General features: G+C 67.6%; 18 protein-coding genes. 12 read left to right on the plus strand and 6 right to left on the minus strand.

Features of this window, described 5'->3' with window-relative positions; translation table 11 throughout:
• The first annotated feature begins 9 nt into the window (after positions 1 to 9).
• Genes QZM72_RS09305 through QZM72_RS09325 form a run of 5 tightly spaced genes read left to right on the plus strand, consistent with a single transcriptional unit; the run spans position 10 to position 5,960 of the window.
• Positions 10 to 261 (plus strand): acyl carrier protein, encoded by a 252-nt coding sequence (locus tag QZM72_RS09305; RefSeq protein ID WP_179233508.1) that lies wholly within the window; start codon positions 10 to 12, stop codon positions 259 to 261.
• Positions 258 to 1,454: an acyl-CoA dehydrogenase family protein gene (locus QZM72_RS09310; protein WP_089469656.1), complete on the plus strand. Its 1,197-nt coding sequence runs from the start codon at positions 258 to 260 to the stop codon at positions 1,452 to 1,454. Before QZM72_RS09305 ends, QZM72_RS09310 begins: the two co-directional genes overlap by 4 nt.
• Positions 1,451 to 2,425 carry an amino acid--[acyl-carrier-protein] ligase gene (locus QZM72_RS09315; RefSeq protein ID WP_089469655.1) on the plus strand — a complete coding sequence of 325 codons (975 nt, stop codon included), beginning with the start codon at positions 1,451 to 1,453 and terminating at the stop codon, positions 2,423 to 2,425. The genes QZM72_RS09310 and QZM72_RS09315 overlap by 4 nt, the downstream gene beginning before the upstream one ends.
• Positions 2,422 to 3,477 carry a DUF1839 family protein gene (locus QZM72_RS09320; RefSeq protein WP_089470562.1) on the plus strand — a complete coding sequence of 352 codons (1,056 nt, stop codon included), beginning with the start codon at positions 2,422 to 2,424 and terminating at the stop codon, positions 3,475 to 3,477. Before QZM72_RS09315 ends, QZM72_RS09320 begins: the two co-directional genes overlap by 4 nt.
• Positions 3,478 to 3,506: 29 nt before the next feature.
• Complete coding sequence (locus tag QZM72_RS09325) at positions 3,507 to 5,960, plus strand: glycoside hydrolase family 2 protein (protein ID WP_301737917.1); 2,454 nt, start codon at positions 3,507 to 3,509, stop codon at positions 5,958 to 5,960.
• Between the two features lie 41 nt (positions 5,961 to 6,001).
• On the opposite strand, the gene QZM72_RS09330 is transcribed toward QZM72_RS09325, so the two are convergent.
• Positions 6,002 to 7,393, minus strand: a complete 1,392-nt coding sequence (locus QZM72_RS09330; protein WP_179233507.1) for a sigma-54 dependent transcriptional regulator — start codon at positions 7,391 to 7,393, stop codon at positions 6,002 to 6,004.
• A 1,189-nt stretch (positions 7,394 to 8,582) separates the two neighbouring features.
• On the opposite strand from QZM72_RS09330, the gene QZM72_RS09335 reads away from it, so the two are divergent.
• Together QZM72_RS09335 and QZM72_RS09340 are read left to right on the plus strand one after the other, a co-directional pair.
• On the plus strand, positions 8,583 to 9,161 hold the full coding sequence (locus QZM72_RS09335) for a drug:proton antiporter (RefSeq protein WP_089470559.1): 579 nt from the start codon (positions 8,583 to 8,585) through the stop codon (positions 9,159 to 9,161).
• A complete protein-coding gene (locus tag QZM72_RS09340) occupies positions 9,158 to 10,735 on the plus strand; it encodes a mannose-1-phosphate guanylyltransferase/mannose-6-phosphate isomerase (protein WP_301737918.1) in 1,578 nt (525 codons plus the stop codon). The genes QZM72_RS09335 and QZM72_RS09340 overlap by 4 nt, the downstream gene beginning before the upstream one ends.
• 77 nt (positions 10,736 to 10,812) lie before the next feature.
• Here the strand turns inward: QZM72_RS09340 and QZM72_RS09345 are convergent, their stop codons facing one another.
• Positions 10,813 to 12,096: a nitrous oxide reductase family maturation protein NosD gene (locus QZM72_RS09345; protein ID WP_089469653.1), complete on the minus strand. Its 1,284-nt coding sequence runs from the start codon at positions 12,094 to 12,096 to the stop codon at positions 10,813 to 10,815.
• 291 nt (positions 12,097 to 12,387) lie between these two features.
• Here QZM72_RS09345 and QZM72_RS09350 point away from each other — a divergent pair, with 291 nt between their 5' ends.
• The 4 genes from QZM72_RS09350 (at position 12,388) to QZM72_RS09365 (ending at position 17,184) form a co-directional block, all read left to right on the plus strand.
• Complete coding sequence (locus QZM72_RS09350) at positions 12,388 to 13,434, plus strand: glycosyltransferase family 2 protein (protein WP_089469652.1); 1,047 nt, start codon at positions 12,388 to 12,390, stop codon at positions 13,432 to 13,434.
• Between the two features lie 317 nt (positions 13,435 to 13,751).
• Entirely contained in the window at positions 13,752 to 14,900 is a 1,149-nt protein-coding gene (locus tag QZM72_RS09355) for a glycosyltransferase (RefSeq protein WP_301737919.1), read from the plus strand.
• Between the two features lie 21 nt (positions 14,901 to 14,921).
• On the plus strand, positions 14,922 to 16,001 hold the full coding sequence (locus QZM72_RS09360; protein WP_301737961.1) for a glycosyltransferase family 1 protein: 1,080 nt from the start codon (positions 14,922 to 14,924) through the stop codon (positions 15,999 to 16,001).
• Positions 16,002 to 16,131: 130 nt separating this feature from the next.
• Positions 16,132 to 17,184: an acyltransferase family protein gene (locus tag QZM72_RS09365; protein WP_301737920.1), complete on the plus strand. Its 1,053-nt coding sequence runs from the start codon at positions 16,132 to 16,134 to the stop codon at positions 17,182 to 17,184.
• A 39-nt stretch (positions 17,185 to 17,223) separates the two neighbouring features.
• Here the strand turns inward: QZM72_RS09365 and QZM72_RS09370 are convergent, their stop codons facing one another.
• Genes QZM72_RS09370 through QZM72_RS09380 form a run of 3 tightly spaced genes read right to left on the minus strand, consistent with a single transcriptional unit; the run spans position 17,224 to position 22,141 of the window.
• Positions 17,224 to 18,594 (minus strand): oligosaccharide repeat unit polymerase, encoded by a 1,371-nt coding sequence (locus tag QZM72_RS09370; protein ID WP_301737921.1) that lies wholly within the window; start codon positions 18,592 to 18,594, stop codon positions 17,224 to 17,226.
• A complete protein-coding gene (locus QZM72_RS09375; protein ID WP_301737922.1) occupies positions 18,591 to 20,864 on the minus strand; it encodes a polysaccharide biosynthesis tyrosine autokinase in 2,274 nt (757 codons plus the stop codon). Before QZM72_RS09375 ends, QZM72_RS09370 begins: the two co-directional genes overlap by 4 nt.
• Positions 20,865 to 20,923: 59 nt before the next feature.
• Complete coding sequence (locus QZM72_RS09380; RefSeq protein ID WP_301737923.1) at positions 20,924 to 22,141, minus strand: polysaccharide biosynthesis/export family protein; 1,218 nt, start codon at positions 22,139 to 22,141, stop codon at positions 20,924 to 20,926.
• A 128-nt stretch (positions 22,142 to 22,269) separates the two neighbouring features.
• Here QZM72_RS09380 and QZM72_RS09385 point away from each other — a divergent pair, with 128 nt between their 5' ends.
• On the plus strand, positions 22,270 to 22,671 hold the full coding sequence (locus tag QZM72_RS09385) for a hypothetical protein (RefSeq protein WP_301737924.1): 402 nt from the start codon (positions 22,270 to 22,272) through the stop codon (positions 22,669 to 22,671).
• Between the two features lie 161 nt (positions 22,672 to 22,832).
• Here QZM72_RS09385 and QZM72_RS09390 read toward each other — a convergent pair whose 3' ends face one another.
• Positions 22,833 to 24,686: an alpha/beta hydrolase gene (locus tag QZM72_RS09390; protein WP_301737926.1), complete on the minus strand. Its 1,854-nt coding sequence runs from the start codon at positions 24,684 to 24,686 to the stop codon at positions 22,833 to 22,835.
• Positions 24,687 to 24,969: the final 283 nt, after the last annotated feature.

A 24,969-nucleotide genomic window follows, 5' to 3' on the forward strand; every position in this document is an offset into this window, starting at 1 on the left:
GAGCAGCACGTGAAAAACGAAATCAGAACCATCCTGAAGCACGTCGCCCACCTCGAAGCCGCGATCGACTCGATCGGCGACGGGGACGACCTCTACGAAGCGGGCCTCTCCTCGCTCGATACGATCCAGCTGATGCTCGCGATCGAAAAGCAGTTCAACATCGAGATTCCCGACGAGATGCTGAACCGCAACCTGTTCCGCAGCATCGACGCGCTTGCGGACACGATCGTCACGCTGCAACGCACCGAGCACTCCGCATGAGCGCGCTGCTACCCGAACTCGCGTCCGACAGCGATTCGCATCGGCTCGACGAAGCCGCGCATGCCGTCGCGCAGATCGCCGCCCAGCACGCCGATGCGGTCGACCGCGACGCGCGCTGCCCCGTCGAGGCGATCGAGGCAATGCGCGTGCGCCGGCTGCTCGGCGCGATGGTGCCGGCCCATCTCGGCGGTGCCGGCGCGTCGCTGGAAGACATCGCGTCGGCCTGCTCGATCCTCGGCCAGGCGTGCGCCTCGTCGGCGATGGTGTTCGCGATGCACCAGATCCAGGTGGCCTGCATCGTCGACCATGCCGCCGACCAGGGCTGGCACAAGCTGTTCCTGCAGCAGATCGTGCGTCACCAGTGGCTGCTCGCGTCGGCCACGTCGGAAGACGGCGTCGGCGGCAACCTGCGCGCGAGCCAGTGCGCACTCGAGATCGACGGCGGCGGGTTCCGGCTGCACAAATCCGCGCCGACGATCTCGTACGGCGACTACGCGGACGGCATTCTCGCCACCGCGCGACGCGATGCGGACGCGCCGGCTTCCGAGCAGGTGCTCGTCACGCTGCTGCGCGACGGCTACACGCTCACACGCCGCGGCGAATGGGACACGCTCGGCATGCGCGGCACGTGCAGCAACGGCTTCGTGCTCGACGCGCAGGGCGCGGCCGTGCAATGCCTGCCGGTGCCGTTCGCGAAGATCGCCGAGGAAACGATGGTGCCGGTCTCGCACATCCTGTGGGCCGCGGTGTGGATCGGCGTGGCCGGCGACGCGTTTCATCGCGCGCATCAGTTCTTCCGTGCGCAGGCACGCCAGACCGACGGCGCGCCGTCTCCCGCCGCGCGGCGCATCGCCGAATCGCTCGCGCTGATGCAGGCGATGCAGGCGCGCGTCGACAACGTGCTGCGCCTCCACGCGAACGCGTCGGCGCGCTCGTGGTCGGCCGGCATGGCGTGGGCCGCCGAGATCAATACGCTGAAGACCTATGTGTCGGCGACCGCGCTCGAGGTCGCGCACCAGGCGATGATGATCTGCGGGATGGCCGGCTACAAGCAAGGCACGCCGTTCAGCATCGGCCGCCACATTCGCGACCTGCACGCGGCGCCGCTGATGATCAGCAACGACCGCATTGCCGCCAACACTGCGAGCCTGTTGCTCGCGCTGCGTCCCGCGACGCTGGAGAAACACACGTGAACGATCGCCTCGCCGTGCCCACCGCCCCCTCCGTTCCCGCCGACGCACCGCTCGACCGTGCGGGCGTCAATCCGCTGCGCGACGCGCTGATCGACGCGGGCCTGCTGGTTTCGACCGGCATCCAGGGCCTGTTCGGCCGCAGCGAGCGATTCGAGCGCGTGGTCGAAGCGCTCGACGCGTTCGTCACGCGCCTCGGCGCCGACCAGCAGGCCGAAGTGCTGCGCTTTCCGCCGGCGATGAGCCGCACCGAGTTCGAGCGCAGCGAATACATGAAGAGCTTCCCGCAACTGGCGGGCAGCGTGCATGCGTTCTGCGGCGACGAACGCCAGCATCAGCGCGTGCTGCAATGCCTCGATCGCGGCGACGACTGGACCGAAAACCAGAAGCCGACCTACGTCGTGATGACGCCGGCCGCGTGCTATCCCGTGTATCCCGTCGTCGCGCGCGCGGGCGCGCTGCCCGCCGACGGCCGGATCGTCGACGTGTTCTCGTACTGCTTCCGCCACGAACCGTCGCTCGACCCGACCCGCATGCAGTTGTTCCGGATGCGCGAGTACGTGCGGATCGGCACGCCCGAGCAGATCGTCTCGTTCCGCGAGACATGGATCGAACGCGGCACGCGGATGATCGACGCGCTGCGCCTGCCGAATGCGATCGATCTCGCGAACGACCCGTTCTTCGGGCGCGGCGGCAAGATCGTCGCGGATAGTCAGCGCGAGCAGAACCTGAAGTTCGAGCTGCTGATTCCGATCGAGCACGACGACCGGCAGACCGCGTGCCTGAGCTTCAACTACCACATGGACCACTTCGGTCTGCTGTGGGACATCCGCACCGCGACGGACGACGTCGCGCACACGGGCTGCGTCGGCTTCGGTCTCGAGCGGCTCACGCTCGCGCTGTTCCGCCACCACGGCTTCGACATCGACGCATGGCCGAGCGAGGTGCGCGACGTGCTGTGGGGCGCGCGATGAGGTTCGTTTCCCGCGACGGCGAAGACGCGTCGTTCGAGGACGTGCGCCACCGCGCGCGCCACTACCGGCCGCACCCGCTGCACAGTCAGGAGATGGTCTGGAAGCAGACCAACTGCTACGTCGACATGTGGCTCGAGGTGCTGCGGTGGTGGGGCCTCAATCCGTATGCGGCGCTGCCGTTTACGATCGCGCTCGATTTCGAGGGCGACCAGTTCACGTTCTTCAAGTTTCCGCACGACGAGCTGGAGCGACTCTACGGGATCGTCGTGCAGGAGCATTCGATCTACGAGCCGCTCGACCAGCACATCGAGACGCAGGTGGCGCGCGGCCACCTGATGATCGTCGAGGTCGACGCGTGGTTCCTGCCCGATACGCGCGGCGCCAGCTACCGCGCACAGCACACGAAGACGACGATCGGCATCGACGCGATCGACCGCGAGAAGCGCCAGATCGGCTACTTCCACAACAGCGGCTATTACGTCGCCGAGGATTTCGACTACGACGGGCTCATCGGCGGCAGTTCGCCGATGGCGCTGCCGCCGTACGTCGAATGCGCGAAGCGACGCTTTGCGCCGCTCGACGAACGCGCGCTGTGCGAAGCCTCGCTCGCCGCGTTGCAGCGCCACCTGCGGCGCCTGCCGGTCGTCGATCCGATCGCGGCGTTCCGCCGGCAGTTGCAGACCGATGCGCAGATCCTCGCGGAAGCGCCGCTCGAACGCTTCCATGCGTACTCGTTCAATTCGGTGCGGCAGCTCGGCGCGAATTTCGAACTGTTCGGCCACTATGCGCGCTGGCTGCAGGCGAGCGGCTGCACCGGGCCGTTCGCCGAGATCCGCGCCGCGTGCGATCGGATCGCGTCCGAAGCGATGGTGCTCGAATTCCGGCTCGCGCGCGCGTGCGCGCGCGGCAAGGAAGAGCGCGGCGATTCGACGCTCGAAGCGATCGAGGCCGCGTACGTCGACCTCATCGCGTGCGCGCGGCAGATCGGCGCGCCGCTGCGGCACGTGACGCCCGTGCGCGCCGACGCGGCGCCCGTGCCGGCCATGCGGTGACGCGCGCGCGCCCCCTGCCCGCGTGGTCGATGCGGGCGACGGCCGCGGGCGCCGTGCAAACGCCGCGCGACCTCCCCGCCAACCATGACGGCTGGATCGCGGCGCCGGTGCCCGGCACGGTCGCGCAGGCGCTCGCGCTGGCCGGCCGGCTCGACGAAGCCGCATCGCTCGACGAGCGCGACCATTGGTATCGACTCGAGCTGCGCGGGCGCGGGCCGCGCATCCTCCGTTTTCACGGCCTCGCGACGCTCGCGCAGGCCTGGCTCGACGACACGCCGATCCACAGCTCGGACAGCATGTTCGTTGCGCACGACGTGCCCGTGGCGCTCGACGGCACGCACCGGCTGACCGTCTGTTTCCGCGCGCTCGCGCCGCACCTGCGCGACGCGCGGGCGCCGCGGCGGGCGCGCTGGCGCACGCGCCTCGCCGAACCGGCCGCGCTGCGCACGATCCGCACGTCGCTGTTCGGGCATATGCCGGGCTGGTTTCCGCCGTATGTGCCCACCGGCCCGTGGCGGCCCATCGACGTGCTCGATCCGGCCGACGGGCCCATTCTCGCCGATTGCACACTGCATGCACGCGTCGAAGGCGACACGGGCTGGCTCGAGGCGGAACTGACGTTCGCCGCGCCGCTGCCCGACATGTTCGCGGCGCGGCTGTCGTGCGGCGAACATCACGCGACGCTCGAACGGGCCGGCGCCGACCGGCTGCGCACGAGCGTCGCGATACCGAACGTGCGCCGCTGGTGGCCGCATACGCACGGCGAACCGGCGCTCTACGAGATCGCGCTGCATATCGGCGATGCGCGCCGGTCGCTGGGCTCGACGGGTTTTCGCACGATCGACGTCGACTCCGGCGACGACGGCAAAGGCTTCGGGCTACGCATCAACGGCGTGCCCGTATTCGCGCGCGGCGCATGCTGGAGCAGCGCCGCGCCACTCGCGCTGCACACGGACGATGCGACCTACGGCCGCCTGCTCGGGCTCGCGCGCGACGCCGGCTTCAACATGATCCGCGTCGGCGGCACGATGACCTACGAGGCCGACGCGTTCCACGCATGGTGCGACCGGCTCGGGCTGCTGGTCTGGCAGGACTTCGGTTTCGCGAACTTCGACTACGCGCTCGACGATCCCGCGTTCGCGGCCAACGTCGATCGCGAAGCGATCCAGTTCCTGTCGCGTCACGGCGCTTCGCCGTCGCTCGCGGTGCTGTGCGGCGGCAGCGAGATCGCGCAGCAGGCCGCGATGTCGGGGCTCGGGCCGAAGCAGCGTTTCCTCGAGCTGACGGCCGACAGGCTGGCCGGCCACGCGGCCGCGCACCGCCCCGATGTCCCCTACGTGCCCGATTCGCCGGACGGCGGCGTGCTGCCGTTCACGCCGCGCGAACGCGTGTCGCACTACTACGGCGTCGGCGCGTACCTGCGCCCGCTCGACGACGCGCGCCGCGCGGACGTGCGCTTTGCCAGCGAATGCCTCGCGTTCGCGAACGTGCCGTGCGATGCGACGCTCGCGGAACTCGGCTGGCCGGGCGTGCACGAACCGCGCTGGAAGGCGGCCGTGCCGCGCGACCCCGGCACGTCGTGGGATTTCGACGATATCCGCGACCATTATCTGCAGACGCTGTACGACGTCGCGCCCGACCGGCTGCGGCGCGAGGACCCGGCCCGCTATGTCGAGCTGTCGCGTGCGGTGGTCGCGGACGTGATGCGCGAGACGTTTTCCGAATGGCGGCGCACCGGTTCGCGTTGCGCGGGCGCGCTCGTGTGGCAGTTCCAGGACGTGATGCCCGGCGCCGGGTGGGGCGTGATCGACGCCGCGCACCGGCCGAAATCGGCGTGGTATGCGCTGCGCCAGGTGCTGCAACCGATCCAGGTGCTGCTCGTCGACGAAGGCCTGAACGGGCTCGACGTGCACGTGATCAACGAACGCCCAGCGCCGCTGTCGGCCTCGATCGAGCTGGTCGCGCTACGCGACGGCCGCACGCCGGTCGCGCGGGCCGGCTGCCCGGTGCGGATTGCCGCGCACGACACGGTACGGCTCGGCTCGGCCGAGCTGCTCGGCCGCTTCTTCGACTGGACCTACGCGTACCGCTTCGGCCCGTGCGAACACGATACGGTCGTCGCGACGCTGCGCGCCGACGACGGCACGCTGCTGTCGCAGGCGTTCCATTTCCCGTCCCGCACGCATCCGGCCGTGCTGGCGCGTCGCGAACCCGGGATCGAAGCATGCGTGTCGCGCACCGGTGCAACTTGGCACGTCGACATCGACACGCGGCACGTCGCCCGCCACGTGCAGATCGACGCGCCGGGCTTCATGCCGAGCGACGACTGGTTCCATCTCGCGCCCGGCACGCCGGCGCGCATCGCGCTCGTGCCGATACGGCCTGACGGGAAGCCGGCGGGAGCGAACGACAACGTCGCGCCCACGGTGGACATCCGCGCCGTGAACGCCGCGCGCGCGGTGCGCGCGACGCAGGCCGGCTGACACGACGCGCGCGGCAGCCGCGCGCATCGTGCCGCCGCGCATCAATCGGACGAGCCCGTCCCGCGCGGTCGCTCGATGCCGTACGCCTCCATCCAGCGATACAGCGTCGCGCGCGACACGCCGAGTTCGCGCGCCGAAGCGGCGACGCGCCCGCGCGTCCGCAGCAACGCGGTTTCGATCGCCTCGCGCTCGATCGACTTGCGGATGTCGGCGACCGACGGCGACGCCGCATCGAGACAATATTCGAGCTCGAGATCCTGCGCGGTGATCAGGCGCCCCTCCGTCATCACGACCGCACGGCGCACCCGGTTGATCAGTTCGCGGACATTGCCGGGCCAGTCGTGCTTGTAGAGCGCCGTGATCGCATCCGTCGAGAACCCGCGCACGCGATGGCGCGCATCGCCGCGGAAACGTTCGAGCATGTGGTGCGCGAGCAGTTCGATGTCCTTGCCGCGCGCGCGCAGCGGCGGCTGGTCGATGCGCATCACGCACAGCCGGTGGAACAGGTCGGCGCGGAAACGCCCTTCCTCCATCGCATCGCGCAGGTCGACGTGCGTCGCCGACACGATCCTGACATCGACCGGCACCGGATCGCTACCGCCAAGACGATGAATCGAACGCTCCTGCAGAAACCGCAGCAGGCTCGCCTGGCTTTCATGCGGCAGGTCGCCGATCTCGTCGAGCAGCAGCGTGCCGCCGTTCGCGGCCTCGACGTAGCCGATCTTGCGCGCGTTCGCGCCGGTAAACGCGCCGCGCTCGTAGCCGAACAGTTCGGATTGCAGCAGATGCGGTGGAATCGCGCCGCAGTTGACCGCGACGAACGGGCCGTTGCGCCGCTCAGAATGACGGTGGATCGCGACGGCCGTGAGTTCCTTGCCGGTTCCCGTCTCGCCGAACACGAACACCGGTGCGTCGGTGCGCGCGAAACGCCGCACCGTATCGAACAGCCGCAGCATCGCGCTGCAGGTGCCGACGATGCCCTTTTCCTCCGATTCGAGCTGTTCGCGATCGCGCGCGAACAGGCACTCCATGCCGTACGCATGGCCGACCGTATCGGCGATTCGCTGGTGCGACGCCGGCAGCGTGACGTAGTCGAAGCAGTAGTCGCGCAACAGCGCGCGCACGTTCGGCGAGGCCGTCTGGCCGACGTCCACGAGCGCCACCCAGACGACGTCGCGCATCGACGCGCAGGTCGACGCGATGCTGCCGATCGCATCGGCATGGCCGCCGCTCAAGTCGAGAATGCCGCAGGTAATTTCGCCCGACGTGTCGCGCAGCTCGTTCGCATGCGCGACGACCGTCACTTTCCAGTCGCGGCGCGACAATTCCTTTCGCAGCATCACGGACGGCGACTGCGTCCAGTAAATCAGCGGACGCTGCCCGTTACTGCTCCCCGCGCCGGCGCTCTTATCGCGCGTTATTGGCATATTCATAACGAACCGTCACTCTCTGCACTCCGCGAACCGTTCGCGTGCGCTACGGCCGGCGGCGCATGGCCGCCTTTCCGCGCTGCGTTTCCGCAGCTTTGGCGAAGATCGAAACTGCACACGGCGAAACCCCCGGAGGTCGAGCCGGATGTCATCCGGCCTCGTTGTCATCGAACTCGAACGGAATGCGCGGCTGCGGGAGCCATGACATTCCGGCTTTGAAGCGACCCGCCGTCAGGCGGGGCACGCCGGCAAACGGACAATCCGTCCGCATGTGCGTCGCGTCGTATACGACGGTCGCGCCCGATACGGAACCGGAAGGCCGCCAAACCGCGCCCGGATTGGCCGCCCCATTTCATCCGCACCTCAATTTACACCCCGTTTCGAGATGACCTTGTTACCAAAAGATAATCCTGAATCAGTCGGTTACGCTGCCCGTGACCCGGCGCTGCGCACTTTTGGCCACTGAGATTTGATTATCTCCGACCATTCCCGTCAATCAGTGGCAAATACTACTTTTCCGCAAGATTGATACTGTCGATTACGTGCGATTTTCACCGAAATCTCCCAAAAGTGCGTGGGACCGTCCGCCCGGACCGCATAATCGCGAGCGCCGCCGGGTCGCGGCATCGCATGGCGCCGGCGCGCGGGCTGCCCAGCCGTTACACGTCGTAATCACCGGCATCGCGCCGCGCCGCCTCTTTTCGGCGAATTCCCGCCGACAACCGTGGGTTCCAGGCGTCGGGCGCCCGGAACCAGCGCCGCGCGGTGCAGCACGACGGCCCTCCTGGCGATCGGCCGCCCCGCAGGTCTCGACCGGAAGCCGACGCACCGGCCGATCACCATGGCGGTGCAACCGCGCGACCGGCCCATCGAAAAACACCGCAATCCTCGGTCCCGCGTCCCGACGACCGGTTTGCGTCCGATGTCGGCCGGCGCGCTTCATTGCAGGCCGCCACGATCAACCCATTATGAAAAGGCACCGGCCCCGACGGTGTGTGCTACCGCACATTGCGACGCTCCGCGACGCCCACGTCGCCTCGTATCCCGCGCCGTGCATGCGAATCCGGAGCGTGAGTACGCTTTCGAACAGACCGCCACGCCACGCATCCGGATGATGAAGATCGCCGCGCCGCACGGAACGATCGCGTCCGTGCGGCGCGGCGTGCCGAAGGCATCACGCGAGGACAGCATCATGGAATGGCATTGTTGTGAATTCGAACATCTGAGCGCCGTCGATCTCTATGCAATCCTGCGCGCGCGCAACGCCGTGCTGGTGGTCGAGGATGCGCACACGCATCTCGACATCGACGGCAAGGACGTGGGCGCACTGCACGTCTATGCGAGCGTGCGCAACGGCGACACCACGGAAGTCGCCGCGTACGCACGCATCCTGCCTGGCGACGACATCGATCCGGACGTCGTGATCGACAAGGTGCTGACGAGCGAAAGCTGCCGCGACGACGACACGCTCGAACGCCTGATCGGGCGCGCGCTCACCGCCGCGCAGGCCGCATGGCCGGACACCGCGGTGCGCACGCACGTCCCGGCGCCGCGTCAGGCGTTCTACAAACAGTTCGGATTCCGCAAGGCCTACGGCCCGTATCTCGAACAGGGTGCGCCGTTCGTCGGCCTGGTACGATCGGCCGACCGTGCGGCCGGCGCGCTGCGTCACCTGCTGTCGCGGGCCGTTTCAGTCTCGCGCAACGACGACACGCGCGCCGACGGCCGCGCGCGCACCCGGCTGCCCGCCGATACCGGAGCGAACCGATGACCCGTACCCTTCGCCCCGTTCCCGAACCGGATCTGCCGAGCATCCTGCCGGTGATTCTCGCCGGCGGCTCCGGCACGCGGCTATGGCCGCTGTCGCGCGAGCAGTATCCGAAGCAGCTGATCGAGCTGGTCTCGAACGAGTCGCCGCTGTCGGCGACGGCGCGCCGCCTGAACGGCATCGCGAACGCGTCGCTCGGCGACACGCTGCTGCTCGTCTGCGGCGAACAGCATCGCTTCATGAGCGCCGAGCAAGTACAAGGCCGCTCGGCGCCCGCCCGCATCCTGCTGGAGCCGGCCGCGCGCAACACCGCACCCGCGCTGACGCTGGCGGCGCTCGACGCGAGCGCGCTCGCCGACGATCCCGTGCTGGCCGTGATGCCGGCCGACCACGTGATCGTCGATGTCGGCGCGTTCCAGGACGCGATCGCACGCGCGGCGCGCTATGCGCAGGAGGGCGCGATCGTCACGCTCGGCGTGCTGCCGCGCCGCGCGGAGACGGGCTACGGCTACATCCAGGTCGGCGAGCCGCGCTCGGGCCGCCACGGCAGCCAGGGCGGCTACGCGATCGGGCGTTTCGTCGAAAAACCCGATGCGACGCTCGCCGAACGCTATCTGCAATCGGGCGATTACTGGTGGAACAGCGGGATCTTCGTCACGCGCGCATCGGTCTGGCTGAAGGCGATCGGCGCGCTCGCGCCGGACATCCACGCCGCTTGCGAGAACGCGTGGCGCGCGGGTGTCGCCGACGATCCGTTCTTCCGGATCGATGCGGCGGCCTTCGACGCGTGCCCGTCGGATTCGATCGACTATGCGGTGATGGAGCGCCTCGCGGAACACGGCGAGCTCGGCATCGAAGGCATCGTGGTGCCGCTCGCGGCGGGCTGGTCGGACGTCGGCACGTGGGACGCGATCTGGGAAATCATGCCGAAGGACGATCACGGCAACGTCGCGCGCGGCCCGATCGTGTTCGAGGATACGCAGGACAGCCTCGTGCGTTCGGAAGGCCGCCTCATCGCGTGCGTCGGGATGAAGGACGTCGTCGTGATCGAGACGGCCGATGCGGTGCTGGTGGCGAACAAGCACGACGTGCAGCGCGTGAAGAACATCGTTGAACGCCTGAAGACCGACCGCCGCCCGCAGGCGAGCGAGCACCGCAAGGTGCAGCGGCCGTGGGGCCATTACGATTCGATCGATTTCGGCGAGCGCTTCCAGGTGAAGCGGATCGTCGTCGAACCCGGCAGGCAGCTGTCGCTCCAGATGCATTACCACCGTGCGGAGCACTGGATCGTCGTGCGCGGCACCGCGAAGGTGACGCGCGGCGCCGAGACGTTCCTGCTGTGCGAGAACGAATCGACGTATATCGCCGTCGGTGAAGTGCATCGACTCGAGAATCCCGGCCGGATTCCGCTCGAAATCATCGAGGTGCAATCGGGAAATTATCTCGGCGAGGACGATATCGTGCGGTTCGACGATCAGTATGGGCGGACAGTCGTCGGGACGGCTCAACCATCGTCAAGGACGACTTCCGCGCAGCCCACGCCGGTCGTACCGCTCTCGGCCGGAGAACCAGGCTGACGAGAAGGCGGAGGAACGCGACGCCGTTCGACCGCTGCATGCGAATCGCGCCGGCGCGTGGGCCGCGCACCGCACGATCAATCGACGCGTTGGGACCAGCGCGCCCGTCTGACGGATTCGCGCACGCGCGGCAGCAATGACGTATCGGCGCCGACGGCATCAGGCGCACCCGGCCGCGACAGGCGCGCGCTCGTGCACGGAGCGCCTCTTGCCCGATTGTTCGCAGACGCGCCCGCGGGCGCGCCGGTTGCGCACTCCGGTTCAGGTCCGACCCGCACCGGCATGCCGCCGATTCCCGACAGCCGGTTGTCCGCCAGCCGTATGTCCGAGACGTTGCCCCACAACCGAATGCCATCGAATCGCGCATTCGAAACGCGATTGCCGATCACGGTCACGCGCGACACCGAACCGGACCACGTGCTGACCTCGATCGCCGCTTGCTGCGTGAGCGGACGCGAATCGGTCCGGCCCGTCGCGGTCTGGATATCGGCAATCACGTTGCGCTCGATCCGGACGTCGGACGAGCCGACAGTGTGGTTGCTGTCTTCCTGCGCGACGAGAATCCCGGCGCTGACCTGCACGTTGCGCACGATGTTGTCCGAAATCGTAACGTCCGCGCCGCCGACCACGGTGATGCCACGGCCCCACGGGTTGCCCTCCAGCGAGTTGCCGGTAATCATCACGTTGCGGGTCAGCACGCCTTCCGCCTGGTAGCTCACCACGGCGATCATGTCGTCGCCGGTTCCGCGCACGACATTGCCCTGCACCAGCACGTTGTGCGAGCCGTGCGTCATGTGAATGCCGTCCGCCAGCGTCGACAGCACCTCGTTGCCGACGATCGCGACATCCGCGCCGCCGAACACGAAAATGCCCGCCCCTGCGCCGCCGTCGACGATGTTGTCGAGCACCTGCACGTCGCGCCCCGTTACCTCGATCTTCGTCGACCCGGGCGTCGTGAGACGCGTCGCGCCGGTTCCCGTGAGCCGGAACCCGACGAGCGTCGTACCGTCGCCGCGCAGCTCGATCGTCTGATCGTTCGGCGTTGTCGCGATCAACGTCGCGCCGAATCCCGACAGCACCACACGCGCCTGCCGCACGACGAGCGACCGGCTGACGACATAGCGCCCCGGTGCGAATACGAGCCGCTGCCCCGGCCGCAGCGCGTCGAGCGCGCGTTGCAGCGCGTCGCCCTGATCTGCCGCTGCGGGGTCCGGACGCACGTAAGCGTCCGGTACCGCCGCATCGAGCGCGGCCGGTTTGGTCGCGGAGGCCGCGTGCACGGCCAACTCCGGCCACGATAGCGCGGCCGCCATGCACATGCCGGCGACCACAATGCGCGACAGGCGTTGCAATTCATGCATATCTTACGTTTCCCTGGCAAGTCTTCGTGCGCGTCGAACCGCACGTGTCGACGGCCGACTGCGTGGCCTGCGCGCGAAGCCGACGAAAGCGGCGACGCTCCAACCTTGATTAGATCAGCGGTTCCGAACGGCTTCGGTGCGTCATCAGACCAAGCGCTCGGGCAGCGCGTCGACGACGCAATATTCCACGTGTGCGCGAATGCCCGAACGGTAGGCTCGCGAACTGTGCGCAGGCGCGCGATCCGTATCATGACCCCGATCGTCCGCGCGCCGCCCGTCCGACTTCCGCACATGACCGACCTGACCATCGCAATCTGCAACTACAACCACGGCAAGTATCTGCGCGACGCGATTGACTCGGCGCTCGCGCAGACCACGCGCGGCGTGCGCGTTCTGATCGTCGACGACGGGTCGACCGACGATTCGCGCGACATCATTCGCTCGTACGGCGAGCGCATTGCCGCGGTGTTCCAGGAGAATCGCGGTCAGGTTGCCGCGTACAACCGCGCGCTGGAGCATGTCACGTCGCGCTACGTCATTCTGCTCGACGCGGACGACCTGCTCTATGCCGACGCCGCGGCACGCGTGCTCGCCGCGTTCGCATCCGGCGATTTCGTGAAGGTCCATTTCCGTCTCGACGTGATCGCGCACGATGGCGTACGAACCGGCGCGAGCGTGCCGCAGTCGGTGGTCGATACGGATTGCGGCCGCCTGTTGCGCGCGGGCTGGCTGTACCCGTCGCCGCCTGCATCGGGCAACGCGTATCAGGTCGCTGCGCTGAAACGCATTTTTCCGGTGCCGGTCACTGCCGACAATCTGCATGGCGCCGATTTCTACGCGATCTACGGCATCGCACTGCTCGGTGCCGTCCACATGATCGATGCGACACTCGGCGGCTATCGCATGCACCAGCAGTCGAACGCAGGCGCGGCCGACGGCCCGGCCCTCGCGCTCGCCAATTCGGAAGACGCGGCAACGGGTGCACTGAAGGCCGAACGTCGCTGGTCGATCCTGCGCACGCTCGCCGGCATGCGGTTGCGTGAAGCGCTGCCGGTTGCCCCACGCGACTTCGCCATCGAGAAGGCACGCTTCGCGAGCACGCTGTATCGCGCGCCGTTGGCGCGTCGCTGGCGCTGGTTCCTGTGCGAATCGGGACGCTATTGGCATACCGTGCTGCGCAACCCGTTCTGGCGTCCGGCCAAGAAAGCGGCGGTCACCGTGTTGTCGCTCGCGTGTTTGCTGCCGTCGTCGACGCTGAGCAATCGTGCGATCCGCTATCTGTCCAATCCGCTCGCTCGCGTACGCAAGCCACCCGCCCAGCGCGCCGACGCGCGATGAATACCTTCCGGGCGCGATTGCGGCAGCCGATTCGCTCGTTCGGTTAGCCATCGCACCGAGTGCGCGCGGCATGCGCTCCACAATGGTCCGGACCAGTTGATGCATGCGTGACAGTAGACATTCGCGGCCGCGTCGCGTGTTCGTTCGACCAAGCACGACAAACCGGAAGCAATGGCGGCGGCGATCCCGCATCAATCAATCAGGAATGCGTAATGGATTGGACGTTCGGTGTGCGTGACTCGCTGACGACTTGACGATACGCCGCCCCATCGTCGCACAGGGCAACGAACAGCGCGACCGAATCGACAGACCGAGAGATGACCCGAGAAAAGATCGTTCATATTGCCGAAGCATTCGGCGGCGGCGTGCTGTCGATGCTCACCTATCTCGCCAATCATGCCGCCGCGGCCGGCGTGGACGTGACGGTGCTGCACTCGATCCGGCCCGAAACGCCGGCCAATTTCCCGACGCTGTTCCGGCCCGACGTGACGCTGGTCCATGTCGACATGGTGCGCGAGGTCAACGTCCGGCAGGATCTGCGCAGCGTGCACGCGCTCGTCCGTAACCTGCGCGACTGCAAGCCGACCGCGATTCATCTGCACTCGTCGAAGGCCGGCGTGCTGGGCCGCATCGCCGCCCGGATCGCCGCCCCGAATGCAACGGTCCTCTACTCGCCGCACGGCCTGTCATTCCTGCGCTGCGACGTGTCGCCCATCAAGCAGTTCGCGTATCTGAGCTTCGAGCGCATCGCGGCGCGCATCGGCGGCACGATTGTCGCGTGCTCGGGCAGCGAGCTCGGCGAGATCAACGGGAAAGTCAGGCCGAGGTCGGCGGTCCTGGTGGAAAACGGCGTGAACGTCGCGGAGATTCCGGCCCGCCGTACGCGCGACGACCACAAGGTCGTGATCGGGATGAGCGGTCGCGCGTCGTTCCAGAAGAATCATGACGCATTCGTGCGACTCGCCGACACGTTGCACGGCGCCGGCGTCGAGTTTCTGTGGATCGGCGGCAACGCGGCCGAGATCCCGGATTCCGCCGCGCGCGAGGCCGTCGCATGCAGCGGCTGGGTGACCCGAGAGCGCGCGCTGGCGCTGACGTCGGAACTCGACATCTATGTCCAGACCTCGCGCTGGGAAGGCATGCCGGTCGCGCTGATCGAAGCGCAGGTTGCCGGAATCCCGGCCGTGGTGACGAACGTCGTCGGCAATCGCGACGTGGTGATTCACGGCGTGACGGGCTATGTCGCGTCGACCGCCGACGAGATGGTCGAGTACGTGACCACGCTCCGCGACGATCGGCAGCTTCGCGAGCAGATGGGCGAGGCCGCACGAAATCGCGCCATTCAGCGGTTTTCGATGAGCGCGATCTTCCGGCAATGGCATGTGCTTTACGGACTCGGCACCGACGAGCCGCGCGTCGACACGCGCGACTTCAAGCCGGTTGCAGCGGATCACGTCAAAGCCTGATTTCGATATCCCCTTATGGACATGATCTCGTTCAAGAAATCGAAGCCACTCGTCTACAACGGCCGATTCACCACGCAGAAGACAACCGGCGTGCAACGTGTCGCACGCGAGCTGATCGCCGCACTGGTCAAGTTTCAGCCGCAGGATCCGGTCACCGTGCTGGTGCCTCCGCAGCCCGGCATCGAGGTAAGCGGAACGAAGACGGTCAAAGTCGGCTTTTACAAGGGCGTGGTCTGGGAGCAACTGGTCCTTCCGTTGTTCGCGCGCCGCGGCCGCATCGTCAATCTCAGCAATTCGGCATCCATTTTCATCGGCAACCAGATCATCTACATGCACGATGCCGCGGTGTTCGACACGCCCGCGCATTTCTCGCGCCCGTTTCGCATGTGGTACCGGATCATGTTCTGGATCCTGGCGCGCACCTCCGTCTGCGTGCTGACCAACTCCTATTTCTCGCGGGATCGCCTCGCGCATCACTGCGGAATTGCCGCGGAGAAGATCAGCGTCGTGCCGCTCGGTGCGGATCATCTCGACACCCTCGAACCGGACGCCAGCGTGCTCGACAAGCATGCGCTGACACCGAACCGGTTCGTGCTCGCGGTCAGCAGCATGAATCCCACCAAGAACTTCGGCCGGCTGATCGCGGCGTTCAGGCAGATCGACGATCCGTCGGTCGATCTCGTCATCGTCGGGATGCGGAACACCACCGTGTTCGGCAAGCAGGACCCCACGGCGGCAGCGGAACCGAACATCAAGTACGTCGGTTATATCAGCGACGAACAATTGAAGGCGCTGTATCAGAACGCCGCATGCTTCCTTTATCCGTCGATCTACGAAGGCTTCGGCATACCGCCTCTCGAAGCGATGCGCTACGGCTGCCCCGCGGTGGTCGGCAAATCGGCCGCCCTGCCGGAAGTCTGTGCCGATGCAGCGCTGTACTGCGATCCGTATTCGCAGGACGACATCGCGCGGAAATTGCGGAGCCTCCTCGATTCCGACGCACTCAGGGCCGAGCTCAAACGCAAGGGAAGCCTGCATGCGGAGAAGTATCGCTGGAGCCGAAGCGCCGAGATGATGAACGCGATATTCGAGCGGCTGTAGGACATCCGTCGGGCGGCACGACGATCCACTGTCGCCCAGCGCACTGTCCTGCGCATCGGCCCGCCATACAGTGAACGACTGTCCGATATCTCGGCGGTGCGGAACCTGACGGGCCGGCCGCCCCTTCATCATGACTGCTCGCGAAACCAGCCTCGATGTCGCCCGCGGCGCGGGAATCATTCTTGTCGTATACGGGCACGTGCTGCGCGGTGCCGTCTCCGCCGATCTCGTGCCGGCGGGCGCGGCCGACACGGCATTCGCGTGGAACGACTACGTGATCTACACGTTCCACATGCCGTTGTTCTTCTTCCTGTCCGGCCTGCATGTCTGCAGCTCGCTGCGCCGCACGCCGCATGGGTTCCTGTGGTCGAAGATCAGGACGATCGTGTATCCGTACCTGCTGTGGTCGATCGCCCAGGGCGCCGTGCAGATCGCAATGGCGTCGCACGGCACCAATCATCCGTTCACGCTGAACGACCTGCTCGCGATCGGCTGGCGACCATTCGCGCAGTTCTGGTTCCTGTATGCGCTGATGCTCTGCATGCTCGGCATCCGGGCTTTCGCGGCGGCCATGCCGAACGTGACGCGTGCCCCCATGCCGTCGCGGGCGCGCGTCTGGCTCGCCGGATGCGCGGTGCTCGGGCTGATGCTCGGCGCGGCGACGCAGTGGGGCATCCTGTCGATCACGCTGATGAACGCACCGTTCTTCGTGGCGGGCGTCCTCGCGTCGCAGGCGTTACCCGGCTGGCTCGCGCGCAACAGCGGGCCAACCGCATGCGCCGCAACGGCAACGGCGTTCGTCGCCGCAGTCGTATTCGCTCACGGCTTCGGTAGTGCGACGAGCATCTGGGCGCTTCCCGCCGCGTTCTCGGGCATCGCGCTGGCGCTGCAACTCGCGCACCGGTATGCGTCACGGCCGGCACGCGCCGCATGGCTGGCGGCGATCGGTTGCGCATCGATGCCGATCTACCTGACCCACATCTTCGCGATGGCGGCCGTACGGATCGTGCTGATGCGCGCCGGCATCACCGATCTCGCAGTACACCTCGTACTCGGCACGCTGGCCGGTGTCGCGATTCCGATCGTCGTCTATCGGGTCGCATTGCGGACAGGGTTCGCGCCCATTGCCGGTTTCCCGTCGTGGCCAGGACGCGACACGGCGGCCCGAACGCGTACCGCGTGAGCGTCGCGATCGTCCGAGGGGCGGACGTCCAGCGAGTGGCTATGCCGTTGCACTGCCGTCCCGCCCGTTCGTTTGCGCGGCGCGTGTCCCGCGTCCGGAGGCGGTCGCCACGCTCGCCGGCCGCTTCCCGAACCAATGGAACACGATGATCGGCAGCACGATCGGCAGGAAATTGCGTCCGCTGAACAGATTCGGCGTGCGCATGATTTCCATCAACGACACGTAGAGCACCGCGTGCGCGCAGCACCAGAACCCGTTGCCGCTGCGCCAGCCCGCATAGCTGCGGCCGACCATCCAGCCGAGCACGGCCGCGTCGAGCAGCCCGAACCAGCCCCATTCATAGAAGTGGACGAAGATCCCGGACGGATTGTTGAATTCCGGGTCTGCGTAGCTGTTCAGAAACAGGTTGAAGCTGTCGCTTGAATCGAACCACGGCTGGAACGTCGCGCCGATCACCGGAAAGCGCATCAGCCAGTCGAACGTGAACATCGGATGGCCCTGCCCCCAGCCGAGCACGGCAAGCATCCCCGCACCGTTGTTCAGCGACGTCGAATAGTACAGGCCGAGCCGTTCGAGCGCGAAGTCGAAGATGTTGTCGTAGACGTTGACGTAATAGGCTTCCCATGACCGGTTGTACTCGTTCGCGATAAACAGCGCGAACAACAGCGGGATCGCCGCGTACGGCCCGAGCGTCAGCAGCCGCGCGTACCGGCCGTGCAGCCGGAACCGCACGACCATCAGCGCAAGCGGCATCACCATCTCGATCAACGCGAGGCGCTCCGCGAAGAGGAAGCTGCGCAGCAGTGTCAGCACCGCGAGCACGGCCATGTAGATCTTGTAGCGGTTCAGGCCTTTCACCGGCGTTCGGAACACGTAGAAATAGAGTGCGACGAACGGCGACGTCGCCTGCGTGAACGAGCTCAACCCGGTGATGCGACCGATCTGCCGGAGCATGTCGTACGCGGTAGCCTGTCCGTGCAGGAACTCGAGCAGCAGCGCCGGACGCGCGATGACGCCGCTCATCATCACGAGGTTGCCGAACAGCGCGAGTGCAAACAGGCAATCGAGCACGCGCGGCGGCACCTCGACGGGCATTTCCGGCGGCCCGCGCCGCGTCCGCGTTTCGGCCGTCGCGAGCCACGCCGTCGCCGCCACCACCATCAGGAACAGCGCGCCGACGAACGCGTAGTAGCCGTCGAAATAGATTCGCGCGATCGACTTCTGGTCGCCCAGCAGGCTGAGCGACAGCAATCCGTACAAAGGCAGGATGAACATCAGCACGAGCCGGGCCGGATCTTCCCACCAGTAGCCCGTATAACCGCCCGCGGCACTGCGCACGCGCGCCATCCTGCGCAGCGTCGCCGGGCCTTGCCGCGGCCCGGCCCCCACCCTGCCCGCTCGCCGGTTCATGACGGGCGTTCCGCCCGTTGCCGCGGCGCCATCATCCCCGCCAACCCGGCGGTGGCCTGATGCGTGTTCGCGTCGTTATAGCCGTAGTCGTACCGTCCCGGCGCGCCCTTGTAGTCGTTCAGGATCACGCCGCGCACGCCGATATGCGCGTGCTCGAGCCGCCGCGCGCTTTCGTCGAGTTCCGTCAACGTCGTCACGCCGCTACGCGCGACGAGGAACACGGTGCCCGCCAGGCGGCCCAGTACCAATGCATCGGCGACCGGGAGCAACGGCGGGCCGTCGAGCACGACCATGTCGTAGCGCGACGCGACCCGCTCGATCAGTTCCGCGAGCGCGGGCTGCAGCAGCAGTTCGCCCGGATCGGGCACGACGTTGCCCATCGCGATGAAATCCAGGCCCGGTGCGACGCCGCGTTTGATTGCCTCGTCGAGCGTGTGGGTGCCCGCCACCACGTCGGACAGCCCCGGCGCGCGGCTATAGCGGAACCGGTCGTGCAGCGAGCCCTTGCGCAAGTCGGCATCGATCAGCAGGACGCGCCGTTTCGCGGCGCCCACGAGCGACGCGATATTGGCCGCGACGAACGACTTGCCGACGCCCGTCGTCGGCCCCGAAATCAGCACGACGGGATTCGATGCGGCCGGCATCGACAGTTGCAGCGACGCCCGGAAATTGCGCAGGCTTTCGAGCGCCGCGTCCTGCCCCTCGGCCTGCGTCGCCAGCATGTGGCGGCCGCGCCGGCGTACCTTTGATTGCAGCTCCGCTTGTGCCGCGATGGCGCTGTGCGGGACCGTCGCGAACACCGGCAAACCCGTCGCCCATTCGATTTCCTCCGCGTCGCCGATCGTGCCGACGACGCGCTGCCGGGCGATCACGATCGCCGCGCCCGCCAGCAGGCCGACCATCAGCAAGCCGACCACCGCGACTCCGCGATGCGGACCGATCGGTTGCTCGGCGACCTTCGCCGTATCGACGATCCGCACGGTGCCCGTCTTGCTGGCACGCGCGAGAACCATCTGCTGGCGCGTATTGAGCAGGTTCGTGTACAGCGCGGTGTCGACGGCCACGTCGCGCTGCAGTTGCAGCACGCCCTGCTCGACGCCCGGCAGTTGCTGGATCTGCTTGCGGGTCGTGTCGAGCGAGCGCTGCGCATCGGCGAGCTGCGCATCGACGGCCACGATGGCCGGATGCTTCGGCATGAAGCGCGTCAGCAGTTCCTCGCGCTGCTGCTGCAGCGTCTGCACACGCGTCTCGATGTCGACCGACTGTTGACGCAATGCCAGTGCCTCATCGCTCGTATTGACCGTCCCGTGCGATGCCCGGAATGCGTTGAAGCGGCTCTCCGCCGCTTCCAGCTGCGCCTTCAATTGCGGCAACTGGCCGTCCATGTACCGGATCAGCTTGTCGGCCGCCTCGGACTTGCGCTGCGTGTTCTGCGCCAGATACGCATCCCCGATCGCGTTCAGCACACGGCTGTCGTGCACGGGATCGATGCCGTCGAGCGTCACGCCGATCATGTTCGACTGCTTGCCGCGCTCCGAGATCAGCGCGTTCTTCTGCAGCCACGTCGTCGCCTCCTCGTCGCTGTAGCGCGTCAGATCGAAGCGTGCGCCGGGCTGGCCGGCCACGTCGCGCACGAACACGTCGATCGGCCCCTGCGGCGTCTCGACGTGCAGCGGCTGGCCGATGCGGCCCTGCCATACCGGTCCTTTCCGGCCGAAAAAGCCCGTGCGCTGCAGCGTGTAGGCGCCGTCGTCGCCGACGGTCAGCGCGAAGCGCTTGCCGAGCAGGCGCTTGGGCACGTCGAAGGTCGGCACGTCGATGCGCTCGGTGCCGTACACATATCCGCCCGGCAACGGCGACGACAACCCGTCGGCCGCGTTCACCAAGCGCCAGCCGATCAGCGGCAGGTAATGCGGCCGTGCGTCGAGGGCGAGGTTCGTGCTATCGATCGCGCGGTCGAGCACCGCACGGGATTTGAGCACCTCGATCTCGGTCGATGCATCGGTCTTCAGATCGAACACCGACGACGGATCGCCGGGCGGCGACGTCTGCTTCGAATCGGTCGGGCTTTGCTCGACCTGGAACAGGATGTCGGAGCGGTAGACGGGGGCCGCGAACAGCGCATACAGGCCGCCCGCGAGCGCGCCCGCGAGCGCCGTGCAAACGATCAGTCGCCGGCCGCCGTACAGCATGCTCCAGTAGCGGCGCACCGGATAGGACGGCCGCAAAATGCGCCCGCTGTGCGGGTCAGGCAGGGTCGAAGTGTTCATACAGCATCAGTCCCGTATGGCGCGACGCACGGTCGCGGTCACGAAATCCGCCTCGTGCATCACGGCGAAATGGCTTTCGCCGTCAGCGCCCCTTGCGCGGACGACGGAATCAGCAGGTTCACGACGCGGCTCCAGCGCACCAGCGACGACGCATCGACGAACACGACGTCGCGCCGCTCGAGCGGAAACTGATCGGCGAGCGCGAACGACGCGGGCGAGCTGCCGTCGAGGTGGTACACCCGCGGGCGGTTGTCGGGGCCGCGGCGCACGACGAACACCTGGCGCGCGTCCGACGTGTACTGACTCACGCCGCCCGTGTCGCCGAGCGCTTCGCCGAGGCTCATCCGGCCGTCGGTCAACGTCAGCGTCGCGGGCCGCGATACCTCGCCGAGCACGAATACCTTCGCGTCGCTCGCCGCGCGCACGCGCACGAGATCGCCGTCGCGCAACAGGATGTTCGACGGGTTCACGCCCGCCGCGATCAGCGCAGGCAGGCTCACGTTGACGGTCGTGTCGCCGCGCGTCACCGAGACCCGCGAGCGATCCGCCGTCGGCGTGAAACCGCCCGCGCGGTCGATCGCCTCGGGCAGCGTCATCGGCATGTCGTTGACGATCTGCAGACCCGGCGTGCGCACTTCGCCGTCGAGATAGACCCGCTTGCTGCGGTAGCTCTGCACGCGCAACGCGAGCTGCGGCTTGCGCACGTATTCGCCGAGCCGCTTCATCAGCAGCGCGCGCGCCTCTGCCTCGGTCAATCCCGCCACGTGCACAAGGCCCGCGTACGCGAACTGGACGTTGCCGGTCGCGTCGACCGTATAGCCCGTCGCGACCGAGCTCGCGCCGACACCGTCACCGCCGCCGACCGTCTGTGTCGTCGGCAGGTTCAATTCGGGGTGGTCCCACACGACGATGCTCAGCACGTCGCCGGGGCCGATCGTGTACGGCGTCGGCTTGCCGAACAGCCGGCGGATCTCCGCGTCGACGTTGGGCGACCGCCCCGCCTGGTGCTGTGCGACGAATGCCGGCGTGATCTCGATCAGATCCTCGCTCGACACGTTCTGCACGCCGTCGAGGCCGCCCGAACCCGAGGCGTCGGCGCTCACGCGCGCATTCGCGTCGCGCTCGGCCGGCGCGCGGTAAGTCATGCCGGGCGACAGCGCACATGCGCTCAGCGCGCATGCGGCCGCCACGATCGCCATACGCGACAGCCACGGTGCGCGACGGGCGCCGGGCCGCGGCGCGCCGCGCATCGATTCCGGTTGCGTGGTGATTGACATGGTGTCCTTCCAAAACTGTGCGGTAACCCGCCAAACGCGGCGAATTCCGGCATTACGCTTGCCCAGCGCGGCTTGTATTGCATGGCCGCACCGCCCTCTTCACCGCACGTCACTCCGTACGATCCGCCATGAACTTCTCTTCGTCGCTTACGCCGTTCGTCTGCATCGTGTCGACCGGCTTCCTCTGCACCGCCGGTGCACAAACGCTGTCCGGCACGCCTGCCGACACACCGCCCTTCGCGTCGTCGACGCTCGTTGCGCCGGTGCCGCCACAACGCTCGGCGCAAGCCGCCGACGCAGTCACGGCTGCCTCCGCGGCGACAGCGCCCGCGATCGCTCGTTCAGCCGCGAGCGCCGCCGTCCAGCCCGACACGCGGGCCCGCATCGCGTTGCGCCGGCCGCTCGTGCCGACGCGGCCACATCGTGCGCAGGTCGCCAATGCACCCGCCGACGACGTATGGCGCAGCGACACGTTGTACGCATCGCCCTACGCGAAATCACCGTATGCGAAGCCGGGCGATCGGGACTGATCGATCCCGGCCGGTCATGCCGCGGCACCGCCGTGCATGCATCGATAAGGGATTGGACACCACGGCGAACGGCGCGTCTGTGAGCGACCCCACCGAACGTCGATCTTCATACGGAGCGGGGATCGCGCCCCAAAGCGGCGATGCATGCGGCACCGCGCGCCTCACGGGCTGCCGACCGACACGTTTGCGTACGATCCCGCAGCCGCTTCGCGCGCGACGGGATCGGCAACGTGCACGGCCGGCCGCGTCAAGTCGCGACCGAGCGCCTGCAAGCACCGCTCGATCACGATGTCCGTGCCGACCGCGCCGTACACCGCGTGATCGACCTGCGGCTCGAGGTGCAGCCGTACGTGACGCGAGCATCCGAACGCATGCTCGATCGCGCCGAAGTGGCGCCGGACATCGTCGATGCCGGGATCGAGCGCGCCATACACCAGGGTCGTCCGGACATTGCGTTGCGCAAGCACATGCATCACGCCGCGTGGTGTGCCGGCGCGCGGCTTCCAGCCGACGCGCGCGGCCGCCTCCTTCACCGGTACGCTGACCCGCGCGACCGCATTGGCGGCGACGGCGCGCACGATCGGCCGCAAATCGCGCCGTTCGCGCACGAGGCGTTTCCACTTCTGCCAGTCGCGCACCGACAGCCAGTAGCCGCGCACGGAGTTGTTCCGCTGCTTCTGCACCGCGTCGAGCGAGAGCCCGGCCGGCCACACGAAGCGCGCCAGGTTTATCGCGATCACGCCGCCGAGCGAGGGTGTCTTCACGGCCGCATGCAATGCCGCATAGGCGCCGGAACAGATGCCGGCCGCGATCACGTCAGCATGGCCAAGCGCACGCAGCCAGTCGGCGGCGGCCGCCACGTCGTCGCTCGACTGCGCCGAATACACGACACCCGACTGGTCGTCGAGCGCGGCCGGCCCGCTGTCACCGACGCCGTTCACGTCGATCCGCAGCGTCGTGACGCCGGCGCGTGCGAGCGTCCGCGCGAGACGCACGCTGAAGCGCCCTTCGCCGCTACGCGGATTCGTCGACGTATTCGCGATCACGAGCGCCGGAGCGGCGGGATTCGCCGGCCCCGTATCGGCGGGACGGCACAGTACGCCGACCAGTCGATCCGGCCCCACGGCGACGACCTGTTCGGTCATGTCGGTCATGTCGAGCGCGGCGGCCGATTCGCCGTTCCATGGTGGATCGTGCCGCCATGTCGGGTCGACGCCGGCGGCCGTGCGCGGCACGCGTTCGCCGATCCAGCGCGCGAGCGTGTCGATGGCCGCGAGCGGCAGGCGCGAACGCGTACCGTCCAGCATCGTCGTCGGCCATTCGCGGAACGGATCGGCCGCCACGCTCACGCCTCGCGCGAGCAGCGCGTCGCGCAACGCAGGTCCGTCCTGATCGGGCTGGATCAGCAGCATCGCGCCAGGCAGCCTCGGAGCATCGCGCACGACGTCGCACAGATCGACCGCCTTCAACGCAGCGACGAAATCATCCGGAAAGCGGTGCCCTAGAACGTTCATGCAAGGCTCGTCACGATGGGCGACTCGAATCGCAGGCGACGTGACGTCGAGCCACTGGCGATGCACGAACGACAACTCGCGAAGGTAAGCGCGTCCGCGCACGGCCGGCGCGAGCGCCACCAATGCGTCGACGCGCGGCGACGGATGCTGCTCGTCGCCCGCGGCGGCCAGCATCGCGAACAGCGCGCCCGCGCGGATTCCGACGAGCGTCAGCGATGCGACACCGACCTGGTCGCGCAGCAGATCGATCGCATCGTGAATGCTGCCGATGGTCGCGGCGTGCCGATCGGCGTCACGATCGTCGCCCGCGGAATCGCCGGTGCACGGATAGTTGAATCGCAACACCGTGACGCCGTCGCGGGCAAGGCGCTCGGCGATCGCCCGCATGAGCTTGTGCGTCCACGATGCCTCGTGTCCCAACGATTCGCACAGGATCACACCTTGTGTCGTCTGTCCTTCGTGCAGCCACCCCACGCAGCTGCCGAACGTAATCGGCTTCAATCGGTACTCCTCGGATCGGTATTTTTATCGGACGCGGACAAGCGTTCGGGCCGCTCCACCGGCATGAGCGATCCACGCTCGCGCGAGTCGTCGATGCACGCGTGGCAGCAGCCCCCGCCGCGCCCCTGCGCGGCCCGCCCGGTTCCATGCGTTGCCCTGCTCGCCATGCACGCGGGAGGTGACGTTGCGTGACCGAGGCATCGTCAGGCGGTTTGCACCGTGAACCAAAACAGTGCGATCGATTAAAGCACTCGGTTCGCGCGCCCTTCGGTGCGGCAGCTTA

This window comes from Burkholderia sp. AU45388 (genome assembly GCF_030481585.1).
GTDB classification, from domain to species: Bacteria; Pseudomonadota; Gammaproteobacteria; order Burkholderiales; family Burkholderiaceae; genus Burkholderia; species Burkholderia sola.

What these genes read in the sequence shown, in the direction of transcription:
- QZM72_RS09310 (WP_089469656.1), top strand. Translation starts at nt 258, where the DNA reads ATGAGCGCGCTGCTACCCGAACTCGCGTCCGACAGCGATTCGCATCGG.
- QZM72_RS09320 (WP_089470562.1), top strand. Translation starts at nt 2,422, where the DNA reads ATGAGGTTCGTTTCCCGCGACGGCGAAGACGCGTCGTTCGAGGACGTG.
- QZM72_RS09380 (WP_301737923.1), bottom strand. Translation starts at nt 22,141, where the DNA reads ATGTCAATCACCACGCAACCGGAATCGATGCGCGGCGCGCCGCGGCCC.
- QZM72_RS09340 (WP_301737918.1), top strand. Translation starts at nt 9,158, where the DNA reads ATGACCCGTACCCTTCGCCCCGTTCCCGAACCGGATCTGCCGAGCATC.
- QZM72_RS09375 (WP_301737922.1), bottom strand. Translation starts at nt 20,864, where the DNA reads ATGAACACTTCGACCCTGCCTGACCCGCACAGCGGGCGCATTTTGCGG.
- QZM72_RS09355 (WP_301737919.1), top strand. Translation starts at nt 13,752, where the DNA reads ATGACCCGAGAAAAGATCGTTCATATTGCCGAAGCATTCGGCGGCGGC.
- QZM72_RS09360 (WP_301737961.1), top strand. Translation starts at nt 14,922, where the DNA reads ATGATCTCGTTCAAGAAATCGAAGCCACTCGTCTACAACGGCCGATTC.
- QZM72_RS09345 (WP_089469653.1), bottom strand. Translation starts at nt 12,096, where the DNA reads ATGCATGAATTGCAACGCCTGTCGCGCATTGTGGTCGCCGGCATGTGC.
- QZM72_RS09350 (WP_089469652.1), top strand. Translation starts at nt 12,388, where the DNA reads ATGACCGACCTGACCATCGCAATCTGCAACTACAACCACGGCAAGTAT.
- QZM72_RS09325 (WP_301737917.1), top strand. Translation starts at nt 3,507, where the DNA reads ATGCGGGCGACGGCCGCGGGCGCCGTGCAAACGCCGCGCGACCTCCCC.
- QZM72_RS09330 (WP_179233507.1), bottom strand. Translation starts at nt 7,393, where the DNA reads ATGAATATGCCAATAACGCGCGATAAGAGCGCCGGCGCGGGGAGCAGT.
- QZM72_RS09385 (WP_301737924.1), top strand. Translation starts at nt 22,270, where the DNA reads ATGAACTTCTCTTCGTCGCTTACGCCGTTCGTCTGCATCGTGTCGACC.
- QZM72_RS09365 (WP_301737920.1), top strand. Translation starts at nt 16,132, where the DNA reads ATGACTGCTCGCGAAACCAGCCTCGATGTCGCCCGCGGCGCGGGAATC.
- QZM72_RS09335 (WP_089470559.1), top strand. Translation starts at nt 8,583, where the DNA reads ATGGAATGGCATTGTTGTGAATTCGAACATCTGAGCGCCGTCGATCTC.
- QZM72_RS09370 (WP_301737921.1), bottom strand. Translation starts at nt 18,594, where the DNA reads ATGAACCGGCGAGCGGGCAGGGTGGGGGCCGGGCCGCGGCAAGGCCCG.